9 protein-coding genes are annotated in these 14,203 nt (G+C 70.4%); 5 read left to right on the top strand and 4 right to left on the bottom strand.

Annotated elements, in window-relative coordinates; translation table 11 throughout:
• Window positions 1-42 precede the first annotated feature (42 nt).
• Window positions 43-3,552 carry a chromosome segregation protein SMC gene (smc, locus tag RG19_RS05495; protein ID WP_058834393.1) on the bottom strand — a complete coding sequence of 1,170 codons (3,510 nt, stop codon included), beginning with the start codon at window positions 3,550-3,552 and terminating at the stop codon, window positions 43-45.
• 314 nt (window positions 3,553-3,866) lie between these two features.
• On the opposite strand from smc, the gene RG19_RS05490 reads away from it, so the two are divergent.
• Window positions 3,867-5,759: an ABC transporter ATP-binding protein gene (locus RG19_RS05490; protein WP_058836431.1), complete on the top strand. Its 1,893-nt coding sequence runs from the start codon at window positions 3,867-3,869 to the stop codon at window positions 5,757-5,759.
• 288 nt (window positions 5,760-6,047) lie between these two features.
• Window positions 6,048-7,349 carry a hypothetical protein gene (locus tag RG19_RS05485; protein ID WP_058834392.1) on the top strand — a complete coding sequence of 434 codons (1,302 nt, stop codon included), beginning with the start codon at window positions 6,048-6,050 and terminating at the stop codon, window positions 7,347-7,349.
• Window positions 7,350-7,617: 268 nt separating this feature from the next.
• Here RG19_RS05485 and RG19_RS05480 read toward each other — a convergent pair whose 3' ends face one another.
• The gene (locus RG19_RS05480; RefSeq protein WP_058834391.1) at window positions 7,618-8,166 is read right to left on the bottom strand and encodes a DUF488 domain-containing protein; all 549 of its coding nucleotides are present in this window, start codon (window positions 8,164-8,166) and stop codon (window positions 7,618-7,620) included.
• A 101-nt stretch (window positions 8,167-8,267) separates the two neighbouring features.
• Here RG19_RS05480 and RG19_RS05475 point away from each other — a divergent pair, with 101 nt between their 5' ends.
• Window positions 8,268-9,062 (top strand): ferredoxin--NADP reductase, encoded by a 795-nt coding sequence (locus tag RG19_RS05475; RefSeq protein WP_058834390.1) that lies wholly within the window; start codon window positions 8,268-8,270, stop codon window positions 9,060-9,062.
• 51 nt (window positions 9,063-9,113) lie between these two features.
• Here the strand turns inward: RG19_RS05475 and RG19_RS05470 are convergent, their stop codons facing one another.
• Window positions 9,114-9,608: a glutathione peroxidase gene (locus RG19_RS05470; protein ID WP_058834389.1), complete on the bottom strand. Its 495-nt coding sequence runs from the start codon at window positions 9,606-9,608 to the stop codon at window positions 9,114-9,116.
• A gap of 147 nt (window positions 9,609-9,755) precedes the next feature.
• Here RG19_RS05470 and RG19_RS05465 point away from each other — a divergent pair, with 147 nt between their 5' ends.
• Both RG19_RS05465 and RG19_RS05460 read left to right on the top strand, forming a co-directional pair.
• Window positions 9,756-11,984, top strand: a complete 2,229-nt coding sequence (locus RG19_RS05465) for a M3 family metallopeptidase (protein WP_058834388.1) — start codon at window positions 9,756-9,758, stop codon at window positions 11,982-11,984.
• Window positions 11,985-12,142: 158 nt separating this feature from the next.
• A complete protein-coding gene (locus RG19_RS05460) occupies window positions 12,143-13,066 on the top strand; it encodes an NAD-dependent protein deacetylase (protein ID WP_082672790.1) in 924 nt (307 codons plus the stop codon).
• 132 nt (window positions 13,067-13,198) lie between these two features.
• On the opposite strand, the gene RG19_RS05455 is transcribed toward RG19_RS05460, so the two are convergent.
• The gene (locus tag RG19_RS05455) at window positions 13,199-14,074 is read right to left on the bottom strand and encodes a DUF3298 and DUF4163 domain-containing protein (RefSeq protein ID WP_058834387.1); all 876 of its coding nucleotides are present in this window, start codon (window positions 14,072-14,074) and stop codon (window positions 13,199-13,201) included.
• Window positions 14,075-14,203 lie beyond the last annotated feature (129 nt).

Genomic DNA, 14,203 nt, shown 5'->3' with positions numbered 1-14,203 from the left:
GTCATCAACGGTGCACATGGTCATCCACGTACGCGAAGCGGCTCAGGCCGCACCGGCCAGGCGCGCGGCCTCGGCCAGGTCGACCGACACCAGCCGGCTCACGCCCGGCTCGCGCATGGTAACGCCACTGAGCTGATGTGCGGCTTCCATCGTCGCCTTGTTGTGGCTGACGAACAGGAACTGCACCTGCTCGCTCATCTCGGTGACCATCGCGGTGAAGCGCCCGACATTGGCCTCGTCCAGCGGCGCATCCACTTCGTCGAGCAGGCAGAACGGCGCCGGGTTGAGGCGGAAGATCGCGAACACCAGGGCCACCGCGGTCATCGCCTTCTCGCCACCCGACAGCAGCGAGATACTGGACACGCGCTTGCCCGGCGGGCGCGCCATGATCGCCACGCCGGCATCCAGCAGGTCGTCGCTGGTCAGCTCGAGGTAGGCATGGCCGCCACCGAACAGGCGCGGATAGAGCTCCTGCACGCCGGCGTTGACGCGGTCGAAGGTTTCCTTGAACCGGCCACGGGTCTCGCGGTCGATCTTGCGGATCGCGTCCTCCAGCGTCTCCAGGGCGCTGTTGAGATCGGCGTCCTGGCTGTCCAGGTATTCCTTGCGCTGGGCGGCCTCGGCGTGCTCCTGGATCGCGGCGAGATTCACCGGCTCGAGGCGGCGCAGCTTCGCGTCGAGATCGGCCACGGTCTTTTCCCAGACCGGTGCGCGGGCATCCTCGGCGACCTCCGCCAGCACCTTCTCGACCTCGTAGCCGGCCTCGGTCACCGCCGCGGACAGCTGTTGCGCGCGGATCACCAGCGCCTGCTGGTCGAGCCGGCGCTGCGAGATCGCCTCGCGCTGGGCGAGCGCATGCGCATCGCGCTGCTGGCGTGTCTGCTCGAAACCACGCAACTCGTTCTCGATGCCGTCCAGCGCGGAGCGCGCCTCGGACAATGCGCCATCGGCCACCACCCGCTGCTCCAGCGCCGCCTGACGCTGTTCTTCCAGGTCGCCGACCGGCGCGTCGCCGTCGCTGAGCTGGACGGTGATGTCCTCCAGCCGGCTGTCGAGCTGGCCGCGCTGGCTGCCCATGCGCTCCAGCGCCTGGGTCAGCCCGGTGACCTGGGCCCGCTGCGATTCCAGGCTCAGCGCCAGCGCGTGCGCGGCATCGCGCGAGGCGCGGGCGGCATCGCGGGCGGTGTCCCGGGCCTGCACCAGGGCGGCGCGCTCGGCTTCCAGCGCACCGCGTGCCTGCTCCTGCTCGGCCATGCGCTCGACCGCGTCGTCGAGCCGCGCGCGCGCTTCGCGCGATTGCGTGCCGGCACCGTCGAGGGCTTCGATCAACTGTTCGAGTTCGGCATCGATGCGCTCGATGCGGTTGCGCGCGGCATCCAGCCGACCCTGCTGGCTCTGCAGCTGGCCGGCCAGCTCCGAGGCGGCGCGATGGGCGACATAGAGCTGGCGCTGCGCCTCCTCGCGCGCCTGCTCGGCGGCCAGCAGGCGCTCGCGACGCTGCACCGCCGCCTCTTCGAGCTCGGCCTCGCGGTCCTGCAGACTTTCGATTTCCGCCCGCAGCGACTGGATCTCGCGTTCGCGCAGCAGCGCGCCCTGCTTGGCGGCCCCCGAACGCAGCACACGCACCCAGCCGGCGCCCAGACGCTCGCCGTTGCGGGTGATGACGGAGTCGCCGTCCGGCAGTCCGGCCTGCAGCGCGCGCGCATCGGCCAGGGTCTCGGCCACGTGCAGGCGCGCGAGCAGGCGACGGATCGCCAGCGGCCCCTGCACCTTCGCCGCCAGCGAGGTCGGCGCGAAGGCCGCTGCGCCAGCGTCGGTCGCGGACGACACCAGGGCGAGACGCCCCTCGCCGAGATCGGCCAGGGCCTCGACCAGCGCCTCCGGAGCCTCGACGAGCACGCCCTCGATCAATTGCCCGAGCGCACCCTCGACCGCGTTCTCCCAACCCGCCTCCACCTGCAGCCGCTCGCCCACGCGGGTCGAGCCGTCCAGGCCGTGCCGGCGCAGCCATTCGACGGCCGCGCCCTGTTCCTGACCGAGCGCGGCGTGCTGCAGCGTCTCCAGCGACGACAACCGACCACGGGCTTCCTGGGCGCGCTTGCGCACCTCCGCCAGCGCGTCCTGCGCGCCACGTTGCTCATCCTGAAGCGCCAGCGCGGCCTGCTTGCGGGTTTCGACATCCTCGCCGAGGGTGTCCAGCGACAGGCGCTGCTCCTCGTGGCGCTGCTCGATCCCGGCGAAGCTTTCCGCCAGCGCATCCACATCCAGCCCCGCGCGCTCGGCCTGCAACTGCTCGCGGCGGCGGTCCGCCTCCAGCGATTGCTTGTCCAGGTAATCGGTCCGGGTCCGTTCGACCTCGGCCGCGCGCGTCGCCTCGGCGGTCTCGCGCGCGTGGGCTTCCCAGCGTTGCTGCCAGTCGGCCAGCGCGGCCTCCGCCTCGCGCAGGGCCTCCTGGCGATCCTCGTCCTCGGCGCGCAAGGCCTCCAGGCGCGGCTCGGCATCGATCATGGCCGTCTGCAGCGCGTCCAGTCGCTGCTGGTCGCCGCTGATGTGGGCACCGATCTCCGCCAGGGCGTTCGCGGTCTCGTCGCGGGCACGGTGCAGACGCGCGGACAGATCGCGCTGGTGGGCGATCTGCTGTTCGATGCGGGCCAGGCTGCCGGCCACTTCGTAGACGGTGGCCTGCGCCTTGGCCAGCGCCTCGCCGGCCTCCTGCTGGCGCACGCGCCCGGTCTCGATCCGGCGTTCGGCGTCGCGCTGCTCGGCGACCAACTGCTCCAGCCGCGTCTCTTCCTGCGCCAGGCCCTCGCGAAGCGCCTGCAGTTCGCGGTCCAGGGTGCGGAACTCCAGCGCCTTCCACTCGGCGTCTCGGATCTTCCGCTCCGCCTGGATGGCGGTGTACTGCTCGGCCTGCTTCGCCTGCCGGGCCAGGTGCTGGAGCTGTTTGCCCACTTCCTCGCGAAGGTCGTTCAGGCGATCCAGGTTCTCGCGGGTGTGGCGGATGCGGGTCTCGGTCTCGCGGCGGCGCTCCTTGTACTTGGAGATGCCGGCGGCCTCCTCCAGATGCACGCGCAGGTCCTCGGGCCGGGCCTCGATGATCTGGCTGATCATGCCCTGCTCGATGATCGAGTAGCTGCGCGGCCCCAGGCCGGTGCCGAGGAACAGATCGGTGATGTCGCGGCGGCGGACCTTGGTGCCGTTGAGGTAGTAGGCGCTCTGGCCGTCGCGGCTGACCGTGCGCTTGACCGAGATCTCGTTGAACGAGGCGTACTCGCCGGTGATGGTGTGGTCGGCGTTGTCGAAGATCAGTTCGACCATCGCCTGCGACACCGGCTTGCGCGCGGTGGAGCCGGAGAAGATCACGTCGGTCAGCGAATCGCCCCTGAGCCGGCTGGCGGTGCTCTCGCCCATGACCCAGCGCACCGCGTCGATGATGTTCGACTTGCCGCACCCGTTCGGACCGACCACGCCGGTCATGTTGGTCGGCAGGTGCAGCGTGGTGGGATCGACGAAGGACTTGAATCCGGCGAGCTTGATCGTGGACAGGCGCATGCGGCAGTGGGTGCCTCTGCGGTCCCCGGATGGACCGCACTGGTGTGGGATTCCGGTTGAAGAATGTTCTGTAACGCGTTGTTTTGGATGGCGCAAGGCCCCGCCGATGGCGGCGCCATCCGGCAGTATAGGGCCTGTGGCGGGTCCGCGCAGGCAGCTGCGCCCCCGGCGCCAGAATGGACCGGGCGTGCCTCCCGGTCCGCTCCGGGGCGCGGGAATCGCCGGCGATCGCCGCGCGCGGCAGGCCACGCGCATCCCGCGATGGCGCTGCGGCATCGGGCGTACCCGCCCTCCTCATCGTGCAGAATCTCGCGATGCCCGCTCCCCCTGCGCCCCCCGCATCGCCCGCCCCGGCCACGCCGTCGCGCAGCGCCCAGCCCAGCCTGCGCGAACGCTTCGATGCGCTGCGCAACCTGCCGCCGTTCCTGCGCCAGATCTGGGCCGCCAGTCCCGGCCTCACCCTGACCAGCCTCGGCCTGCGCCTGGTCCGCGCCCTGCTGCCGGTGACGATGCTCTACATCGGCAAACTGATCATCGACGAAGTGGTGCGCCTGGCCGGTGCCGGCGTGGCGCCCGCCGACCTCGGGGCCGCCTGGCAGGCCGGCCTGCTCGACCACCTCGCCTGGCTGGTGCTGCTGGAGTTCGTTCTGGCGGTGGTCTCCGACCTGCTGGGCCGGGTGGTGTCCTACGCCGAGAGCCTGTTGTCGGAACTGTTCACCAACGCCACCAGCGTGCGCCTGATGGAGCATGCCGCCACGCTGGACCTGGAGGACTTCGAGGATCCGGAACTGCAGGACAGGCTCGATCGCGCCCGTCGCCAGACGGTGGGCCGGATGAACCTGCTCGGACAACTGTTCGGCCAGGCCCAGGACACGGTCACCGTGCTCGCCTTCGCCGCCGGCCTGCTGGTCTACGCACCCTGGCTGATCCTGTTGCTGGCATTGGCGCTGCTGCCGGCCTTCATCGGCGAGTCGCACTTCAACGCGCTGGGCTATTCGCTCAACTTCCAGTGGACACCGGAGCGGCGCCAGCTCGAGTACGTACGTCAGACCGGCGCCAGCGTCGAGACCGCCAAGGAGGTGAAGATCTTCGATCTGCACCGATTCCTGATCGGCCGCTACCGCACCCTCGCCGACGGCTTCTACCGCGCCAACCGCGCGCTGGCCCGCCGCCGCGCCGCCTGGGGCACGCTGCTGGCCGCGCTCGGCACGCTGGGCTACTACGTCGCCTACGCCTACATCGTCTGGCGCACCCTGCGCGGCGACTTCACCATCGGCGACCTGACCTTCCTCGCCGGCAGCTTCCGTCGCCTGCGCCAGCTGCTCGAGGGCCTGCTGGTGGGCTTCTCGCAGGTCGCCGGCCAGGCCATGTACCTGGACGACCTGTTCTCGTTCTTCGCCATCGAGCCGGAAATCCGCAGCAAGCCCGACGCGGTGCCGGTGCCGCGCCCGATCGCGCGCGGTTTCGCGTTCGAGAACGTCGGCTTCCGTTATCCGGATGCCGAGCACTGGGCGGTGCGACAGCTGGATTTCGAACTGCGCGCCGGCGAGGTGCTGGCGCTGGTCGGAGAGAACGGCGCCGGCAAGACCACCCTGGTCAAACTGCTGGCACGGCTGTACGACCCGGACGAGGGCCGCATCCTGCTCGACGGCCGCGACCTGCGCGACTACGACCTCGACGACCTGCGCGCCAACACCGGGGTGATCTTCCAGGACTTCGTGCGCTATCACCTGACTGCGGCGGAGAACATCGGCGTCGGCCGGATCGACGCCATGGACGATCGCGCGCGCATCCACGACGCCGCCCACCGCGCGATGGCCGACGAAGTGATCGACGGCCTGCCCGGCGGCTACGACCAACTGATCGGCCGTCGCTTCCGGACCGGCATGGACCTGTCCGGCGGGCAGTGGCAGAAGATCGCGATCGCGCGCGCCTACATGCGCGATGCGCAGGTGGTGATCCTGGACGAGCCCACCGCCGCGCTGGATGCGCGCAGCGAGTACGAGGTGTTCCGCCGTTTCAAGGAACTCTCGCACCGGCGCACCGCGGTGCTGATCTCGCATCGTTTCTCCAGCGTGCGCATGGCCGATCGCATCCTGGTGCTCGACCAGGGCCGCATCGAGGCCAGCGGTACGCACGCCGAGCTGATGGCGCAGGGCGGCCGCTACGCGGAGCTGTTCGAACTGCAGGCGGCCGGCTACCGCTGAGCGCAGGACGGGACGCCGCCGGCCCACGTCGATGACGCATGCGCCCGCGGCACCGGCCCCGCGCGACGGTCGCCCGGGCGGGCGTGACGACGCTCACCGCCCCACTGTCGAACCGGTCGCAGTTCCCGGCGGGCGCGCCACCGGATCATGGTCAACAGGACACCAAAACATGCGTGGCGGGCGCTGGCAACATGGGGACAGCCCGGATACACGAGGCGTTCCGGGCGCTCTAGATTCCGTGGCCATGCGGCCGGCAGCCGCATTCCCCCAAGCCATGAGGATCCCGCCATGTACGCACAGGCCAACCCGCTGCCCTCGCAAGCCCTCCCGCCCGGCATGGTCAATCCGTATGCCCCGGCCGGCCAGCTTCCGCCCGGCATGCAGGCCTACGGCATGCCGCCCGACCTGGCGATGTACGCCCAGCCGCAGGCCTACGGCGGCATGCAGCAGGGCCAGATCGACTACACCCAGCTGCGCAATCCGGTGACCTCGGACCGCACCATGACGATGTACACCATGGTCCCGCCCGATGCGTCGACCGCGCGCCCGCCGGGCGATACCCGCAGCGCCGAGGAGATCCGGGTGGACAACCCCGTCCTGGCGAACCTGGGCAACCAGAGCAGCGTGCGCGACAACCTCAACGAGCTGGTCGGCGGCGATATGTACAACGATCCCGACCAGGCCTTCCAGGCCGCGGCGATCCTCACCCACATCAAGAGCCTCGGCCAGGCCGACGGCACGGCCCGCTCCGAAGAGGTCATGGGCAACGGCAAGATCGAGGGCTTCACCAAGGACGGGCACGCGCGTCATGGCACCGAGGCCGGCATGCTGCAGGACGTGAACAAGTACGGCCTCGGCCATCTGGAGCGCGCCAACGGCACGCTCGACAGCACCAACGACAAACACGTCAACGCCAACGGCACCAACCGCGACAACTGGGAGGTGATCCGCGACGACTACCTGCGACCCGCCCTCAATCTCGGCGGCGCGATCGCCGGCATGATCCCGCATCCGGCCGCGCAGGCGGTGGCCGGCGGCATCGGCATCACCAACACGATGCTGGACCCGAACACGTTCTCCAGCCCCGCCAACGCCATGAACGGCTTCGCCAACGGCGTGGTGCCGCACCTCACCCCGCTGTCGGCGCCGTTCCGCACCCCGGCCGACGGCAACACGCCCACGCCGTCGACACAGGGCACGCCCGGCGCGCCGGCCCCGCAGGTGCCGCAGACGCCCGTCTCCACGACACCGGCCGGCAGCCCGTTCAACACCCCGTCGCCGACGCCGAGCCCCACGCCGGCGATTCCGATGCCGGTGCCGACGCCGCAGGCCACCCCGCTGCCCACGCCGACGCCCTCGACGCCGTTGCCGGGCACGCCGTTCGGTGCGCCGTGGACGCCGCCAACCACGCCGCTCACCCCGCCTGCGTCGACGCCGTTCGCCACCGCACCGTCGACGCCGGTGCCCACGCCGGCATTCGTCCCGCCGGCCCAGTCGCCGGCCTCGCCCCTGCCGGTGGCCGCGTCGCCCGACATCGTGGCACCGGTCCCCACGAGACCCGAACCGGCGACGTTCCTGCGCTACTACTGATCGCCGTCGCCTGCGGTCCGGGCGGGCCCACTACCTCCGGCTTCCGCGACGCGGAGTCACGGGCAATACCAAGGCACGACGAAAGCCCTGCACAAGCAGGGCTTTTCGCTTTTACGCATGCGTTTCTCGCCGCGCGCCCGGACCACCCGGAACTTCGGACCGCACACCGCCATCGATCCGCGGACGCACGCCGCACCTGCACCCCGTGCACAGGCGCCTTCCAGCGCGACCGGCCCGCCGTCTGCGGACAGCCAGCGCGCGACCATCGTCAGGATTCGAACAACACGCCCTGACCGTCGGCCGGATCGCCGTAGTCCAGTCGCCCGTCCACCAGTCGGGCCGCGGCGCTCCACGGGTGCGATTGCGTCCTGCCGGGCGCCATCAAGTGGATGACCTCCCAGCCGTGCGCCTTGAAATCGTCGGCGATCAGGCTGCGGTGGCACTGCCACCACATCGCCTCGGCGCACAGGACCGCGGTCGGCGCCTCACGGGCGAACGCGGCGAGCCCGTCGCGCGCCTGGCGGTACGGATCGGTGTCCATGTAATCCGCATAACCGCGGAACCCGGCGTTGCGCCATGCCGTATTCCGCGAATCCGGACGCGCCGTCCGTCGCCCGCCGAGTGCGCTCATCGACACATAGGCGACGCCCACTGCGGCCAGTGCGTCGGCCAGCGCTCCGGCCCCGAACTGCGGATGCCGCCGCGAGCCGGGGAATCGCCTGACGTCGGCCACCCGCGCGATGCCGGCTTCGGTCAGCATGCCGGCCAGCGTCGCCAGGTCGCGGGTCGAGTGACCGAGGGTCCAGAGGGTCGCCATGCCTCCAGTCTGCGCCGCGCGCCGTGGAGACCGCGCGGCCAAATGATGAGAATGGTTCGCATCTGTTAGAATGCCGGACTTTCGCACGCCCCCACCCCAGCATGTCCTCTGCATTCGGCGCCGAAACGGTGCTCGACGTCCGTCACTGGACCGACGACTACTTCAGCTTCACCACCACCCGCGACGACGGCTTTCGTTTCGACAACGGCCAGTTCGTGATGATCGGCCTGGAAACCGACGCCAAGCCGCTGCTGCGCGCCTACTCCATCGCCAGCGCGAACTGGGAAGAGCAGCTCGAGTTCTTCAGCATCAAGGTGCCCGACGGCCCGTTGACCTCGCGACTGAAGGACATCCGCCCCGGCGACCGGGTGCTGGTCGGCCGCAAGCCCACCGGCACCCTGCTGATCCACGACCTGCATCCCGGCCGCAACCTGTATCTGCTGGGGACGGGCACCGGCCTGGCGCCGTGGCTGTCGGTGATCAAGGACCCGGAGACCTACGAGCGCTTCGAGCGGGTGATCCTGTGTCACGGCGTTCGCCACACTCGCGACCTCGCCTACCGCGACTATTTCGTCAACGAACTGCCGCACCACGAGTTCCTCGGCGAGCAGATCGCGGCGAAGCTGCACTACTACCCCGCGGTGACGCGTGAGCCGTTCGTGTTCGGCGGCCACGACCATCAGGGCCGGCTGACCGCGCTGATGGACAGCGGCCGGATGATGGCGCAATTGGGCATCGAGGCGCTCGACCCCGAACACGACCGCGCGATGATCTGCGGTGGCCCGCAGATGCTGGCCGACTTCCGTGGCCTGCTCGACGGCCGCGGCTTCACTGCCGCGCCGCGCATCGGTACGCCGGGGCAGTACGTATTCGAGCGCGCCTTCGTCGAGAAGTGACCGGCCGCTCCGGCAGTGGATGCGCGGCGCCGACCTGCGCGCCGCGTCGCATCAGCCCGGCACGGCCTTGAGCGCCGCTTCGATCGCGGTCTCCAGTTGCCCGGGCTTGCGTGCAGGCCCGAACCGGTCCAGCACCCGGCCGTCGCGGCCGACCAGGAACTTGGTGAAGTTCCATTTGATCGCCGACGTCCCCAGCAGGCCGCGGCGCTCGCCACGCAGCCACTGCCACAGCGGTGCCGCCGCCGGGCCGTTGACGTCGACCTTGTCGAACATCGGGAAGTCCACCCGGAACCGGGTGTCGCAGAACTCGCGGATCTCGTCGGCGCCGCCCGGCTCCTGGCCGCCGAACTGGTTGCAGGGGAACCCCAGCACCGCGAATCCGCGGTCGCGGTAGCGCGTCCACAGCGCCTGCAAGCCGGTGTATTGCGGGGTGAAACCGCAGGCCGAGGCGACATTCACGATCAGCACCACCTGCCCGGCGTAGGCGGACAACGCCACGCGGCGGCCGTCGAGCGTATCGGCTTCGAAGTCGGACAGCGTGGTCATCGGCGAGGCTCCGGGCGGGACGCGACGGGGGCGCGAGCAAGGCGCGCGCAGCTTACAGGACCACGGACAACCGTGCCGATGGTCATGGGTGCCCGCCGCGGGCGGTGGGCTATTCTTGGGGATTCCGACGTACCAGGACTCCGCAGAATGAAGCATCCGCTCAGCCTGGCGCTCGCCGCCGCCCTTGCCGGCCTCAGCGCCCCGACCCTCCTCCTCGCCCAGTCGGAGCAGGCCCCCGCGGCCGCCGCGCAGGCCCAGCAGGCCAATCCGTTCTTCGAGGTCAGCCCGCTGGAGTTCCAGTACCCGCAGTTCGATCGCATCCAGGACGAGCACTTCGCGCCCGCGTTCGACGCCGGCATGCAGGAGAACCTGGCCGAGATCGAGCGCATCGCCACGAATACGGACGCGCCGACCTTCGAGAACACCATCGTCGAACTGGAAAAGTCCGGTCAGCTGCTGGGCCGCAGCCTGCGGGTGTTCTTCAACCTCGTGGGTGCCGACACCAACGATGCGCGCCGCAAGCTGCAGGCCGAGTACTCGCCGAAGCTGGCCGCGCACCGCGACGCGATCTCGCTCAACCCGCAGCTGTTCGAGCGCATCAAGACGCTGTACGACAACCGCGCCTCGCTGGGCCTGGACGCCGAGGGCACCCGCCTGGTCGAGCGCTACTACAACGACTTCGTGCGCGCCGGCGCCGATCTCGACGAGACCCAGAAGACCCGCCTGAAGGCGATCAACGGCGAGCTCGCCACCCTGGGCACCACCTTCAGCCAGAACGTGCTGGCCGAGGTCAACGATTCGGCCGTCGTGGTCGACACCCGCGAGGAGCTCGACGGGCTGACCGAGCAGCAGATCAATGCTGCCGCCGATGCCGCCAGGTCGCGCGGGCACGAGGGCAAGTACGTCGTCACCCTGCTCAACACCACCGGCCAGCCGCCGCTGTCGCAGCTGACCAACCGCGCCCTGCGCCAGCGCCTCCACGAGGCCTCGGTCGTGCGCGGCGCGCGCGGCAACGAGTGGGACAACCGCGAGATCGTCTCGCGCGTGCTGCGCCTGCGCGCCGAACGCGCCGGGATGCTCGGCTTCCCGACCTCGGCCGCCTACGTGCTGGCCGACGAGACCGCCGCCAACCCGGAGGCCGTCAACGAGATGCTCGGCGAACTCGCCCCGGCTGCGGTCGCCAACGCGCGCCGCGAGGCCGCCGACCTGCAGGCGATGATCGACCAGGAGCAGGCCGCCAAGGGCGAGGCGACCTTCGAACTCGCGCCGTGGGACTGGTCGTTCTATTCCGAGAAGGTGCGCCAGGCGCGCTACGACTTCGACGAAGCCCAGCTCAAGCCGTACCTGGAGATGGTGAACGTGCTCGAGAACGGCGTGTTCTTCGCCGCCACCGAGTTCTACGGGATCACCTTCCAGCGTCGCACCGACCTGCCGCTGTACCACCCCGACACCCGCGTCTACGACGTGTTCGACCACGACGGCAGCAAGCTGGCGATCTTCATCTTCGACCCCTACGCGCGCGACTCCAAGCGCGGCGGCGCATGGATGAACTCCTACGTGTCGCAGTCCGAGCTGATGGGCACCCACCCGGTGGTCGCCAACCACCAGAACATCACCAAGCCGCCGGCCGGCGAGCCGACCCTGCTGACCTGGGACGAGGTGACCACCATGTTCCACGAGTTCGGCCATGCGCTGCACGGCATGTTCTCGGACGTCACCTACCCCTACTTCAGCGGCACCAGCGTCCCGCGCGACTTCGTCGAGTTCCCCTCGCAGGTCAACGAGATGTGGGCCGACTGGCCGTCGATCTTCGCCAACTACGCCAAGCACTACGAGACCGGCGAAGCGATGCCGCAGGCGCTGCTCGACCGCGTCACCGCCGCGGCCCAGTTCAACCAGGGCTTCGCGACCACCGAGTACCTCGCCGCGGCGATGCTCGACCAGCGCTGGCACCAGGTGGCCGCCGACGCGATCCCGGATGCCGCCGGCATCCTGGACTTCGAGGCCCAGGCACTGGCCGCCGACGGCATCGACTACGCCCCGGTGCCGCCGCGCTATCGCACGACGTACTTCAGCCACATCATGGGCGGCTACGCGGCCGGCTACTACGCCTACATCTGGTCGGAAGTGCTCGACGCCAACACGGTGAAGTGGATCGAGGAGAACGGCGGCCTGAGCCGCGCCAACGGCGACCGCCTCCGCGACACCCTGCTCTCGCGCGGCGGCAGCAAGGATGCGCTGCAGCTGTTCCGTGATTTCTCCGGCGCCGAGCCCGACATCCAGCCGCTGCTGGAGAAGCGTGGCCTGGTGGCGACCGCAGACGACTCGGCCGCCCCCGACAGCGCTGCCGAGCCGGACGTGTCCGGCCAGGAGTAAGCCCTGGCCGCGGCCCGGCATCGGCCGGGCCTTGCCACACCTGAAACCGCCCGGCGCAATCCGGGCGGTTTTTTCGTGTCCTCGCCCGGCGCGGCGCGCTTGGGCGATCGACCGGCAGGACATCGGCATCGTGCCGGCGACCGGGTACGATGGCGGGCATGTCCGCCGTGCCGACCGCCACCGCGTCCGACGCCGTCGCGACCCTGACCGACTGGCTTTCGCGGTACCACCGCGTCTTCGTGCTCACCGGCGCCGGTTGCAGTACCGGGTCCGGCATTCCCGACTACCGCGGCGAGGACGGTGCGTGGAAGCGCCCTGCTCCGGTCACCTGGCAGGCCTTCACCGGCGATCCCGCGGTGTACCGGCGGTACTGGGCGCGCAGCCATGTGGGCTGGCCGCGCTTCGGCCGCGCGCTCCCCGGTGCCGCCCATCACGCGCTCGCACTGCCGTCGCTGCGGACGCGGCTGTCGGCACTGGTCACCCAGAATGTCGACGGGCTCCACCAACGCGCCGGCAGCGTCGATGCGATCGATCTGCACGGACGCCTGGACGGGGTGATCTGCCTGGGCTGCGGACAGCGCAGCGATCGTGCCGCACTGCAGCCGCGGCTGGAGGCGTTGAATCCGACATGGCGCCCCGGCGAGGCGAACACCGCACCCGACGGCGATGCCGATATCGATCCGGCCGCCGAGCGGCGCTTCGTCGCCCCCTACTGTCCGGTCTGCGACGGTCTGCTGAAACCGGACGTCGTGTTCTTCGGCGAGAACGTACCGCGGGAACACTATCGCGCCGCCAGCGACGCGTTGGACCGCTCCGACGCGATGCTCGTGGTCGGCTCGTCGCTGATGGTGTACTCGGGGTTCCGGTTCGCGCGCCGGGCGCACGACGCCGGGCTGCCGCTGGCCATCCTCAACCGCGGCATCACCCGCGCCGACGCATTGGCCGACCTCAAGCTCATCGACGAGGTGGGCGCGGTGCTGTGGAACACCGCACGCGCGCTGGCCGCACCCACATCCTATGGCGCCAACCCGGGCGGGGACGTCGCCCCCGCTGCCCCGGTCGGAACACGCGGCATCTCCTGAGCCGGGCCAACGCCGCCGTTCCTGAAGTATCGAGGCCCGCCGGCGCCTGCGATGCAGACCGCCGCCGGCAGATCGTCGCCAGTCGTCCCACGCCTTCGCCCGCTGCCGGGCGACCGGCTTCGCCCGCCGAGGTCAACCGGCAGGGACGTCTTCCAGCACCGGCGCCGGAAGCTGCGGTCGCGGCGCCGCGAACAGGTCGCGGTAGCGTTCGGCGACGTGGGGCAGCAGGACCGCACCCGGCACGACCACGTATTGCGTTCCTTCCGCATACGGCCCGACCTGGTAGGGCGGAAACACGAAACGCAGCGCCTCGATCGGCCCGCCGTCGCGCAGGACCGGTTCGAACAGGTCGAAGCGGTCGGGCTCGGGCGTGGCGCCCTCGTCGATCATCCGACCCGCGGAACGCATCAGTTCCTGCCGGTCCTCGGGCTCGAGCACGTCGGCGTCGATGCGCTGGCTCAAGGCGGCATAGAGACGGTCGCGGACGTAAGCCGACACCTCGCGCCACCCCGCTTCGTCCGGAATGAGATCCTCCGCACGCAGCAGCGCGGACTGCTCGGGCAGCCAGACGAAGCGCGCGACCAGCGGGCTGCCGTGCGCACCGCCGGTGTAGCTGCTGCCGTCGGCCGCGACGGCGACCAGGCGCGGCGTCTCCGCCAGCATCCGGAATTCCAGCGACAGGTCGTAGGCACCGGCCCCGGGTGCGTCGCCGGCCTGTTGCGCGGCCGCGATCAACTCCTCGCGCGCGGCCTGCGCATAGTCGTGCAACGCGCCCGCCAGCCCCGGATAGCCCTTGGCTTCCTCGGGGTAGCTGATGCCCACGATGTAGCGCGGCGTGTGCTCGATCACGTCGTCGAGCGTAGGCGGTGCCTCCAGGCCGGCGGCCGGACCCTCCGGCAGCGCGGGCGCCTGGGGCGCCGCCGCCGGCGCGGTCCCGGAGGCCGGGTCTTCGCCGCGGCCGCAGGCGGCCAGCGCGATCACGGCCAGACCGATCCACCAATGCTTCATGTCGAAACTCCCCTGTCCATTCCAGTTTCCGGCGATCCGGACGCGATGGCGTCGAGGCTAGACATCACGACGTGACGGCACCATGCATGCTGCAACCACGAAAAAGCCCGGCCGAAGCCGGGCTCGTCA

The organism is Luteimonas abyssi, from assembly GCF_001482195.1.
GTDB classification, from domain to species: Bacteria; Pseudomonadota; Gammaproteobacteria; order Xanthomonadales; family Xanthomonadaceae; genus Luteimonas; species Luteimonas abyssi.
The sequence above is the reverse complement of the archived record's forward strand: the minus strand, read 5'-3'. Positions and strand labels throughout refer to the sequence as shown.

Excerpts from the sequence above, each read along its gene's own strand:
- smc (WP_058834393.1), bottom strand. The coding sequence starts at position 3,552 with ATGCGCCTGTCCACGATCAAGCTCGCCGGATTCAAGTCCTTCGTCGAT.
- RG19_RS05490 (WP_058836431.1), top strand. The coding sequence starts at position 3,867 with ATGCCCGCTCCCCCTGCGCCCCCCGCATCGCCCGCCCCGGCCACGCCG.
- RG19_RS05485 (WP_058834392.1), top strand. The coding sequence starts at position 6,048 with ATGTACGCACAGGCCAACCCGCTGCCCTCGCAAGCCCTCCCGCCCGGC.
- RG19_RS05480 (WP_058834391.1), bottom strand. The coding sequence starts at position 8,166 with ATGGCGACCCTCTGGACCCTCGGTCACTCGACCCGCGACCTGGCGACG.
- RG19_RS05475 (WP_058834390.1), top strand. The coding sequence starts at position 8,268 with ATGTCCTCTGCATTCGGCGCCGAAACGGTGCTCGACGTCCGTCACTGG.
- RG19_RS05470 (WP_058834389.1), bottom strand. The coding sequence starts at position 9,608 with ATGACCACGCTGTCCGACTTCGAAGCCGATACGCTCGACGGCCGCCGC.
- RG19_RS05465 (WP_058834388.1), top strand. The coding sequence starts at position 9,756 with ATGAAGCATCCGCTCAGCCTGGCGCTCGCCGCCGCCCTTGCCGGCCTC.
- RG19_RS05460 (WP_082672790.1), top strand. The coding sequence starts at position 12,143 with ATGTCCGCCGTGCCGACCGCCACCGCGTCCGACGCCGTCGCGACCCTG.
- RG19_RS05455 (WP_058834387.1), bottom strand. The coding sequence starts at position 14,074 with ATGAAGCATTGGTGGATCGGTCTGGCCGTGATCGCGCTGGCCGCCTGC.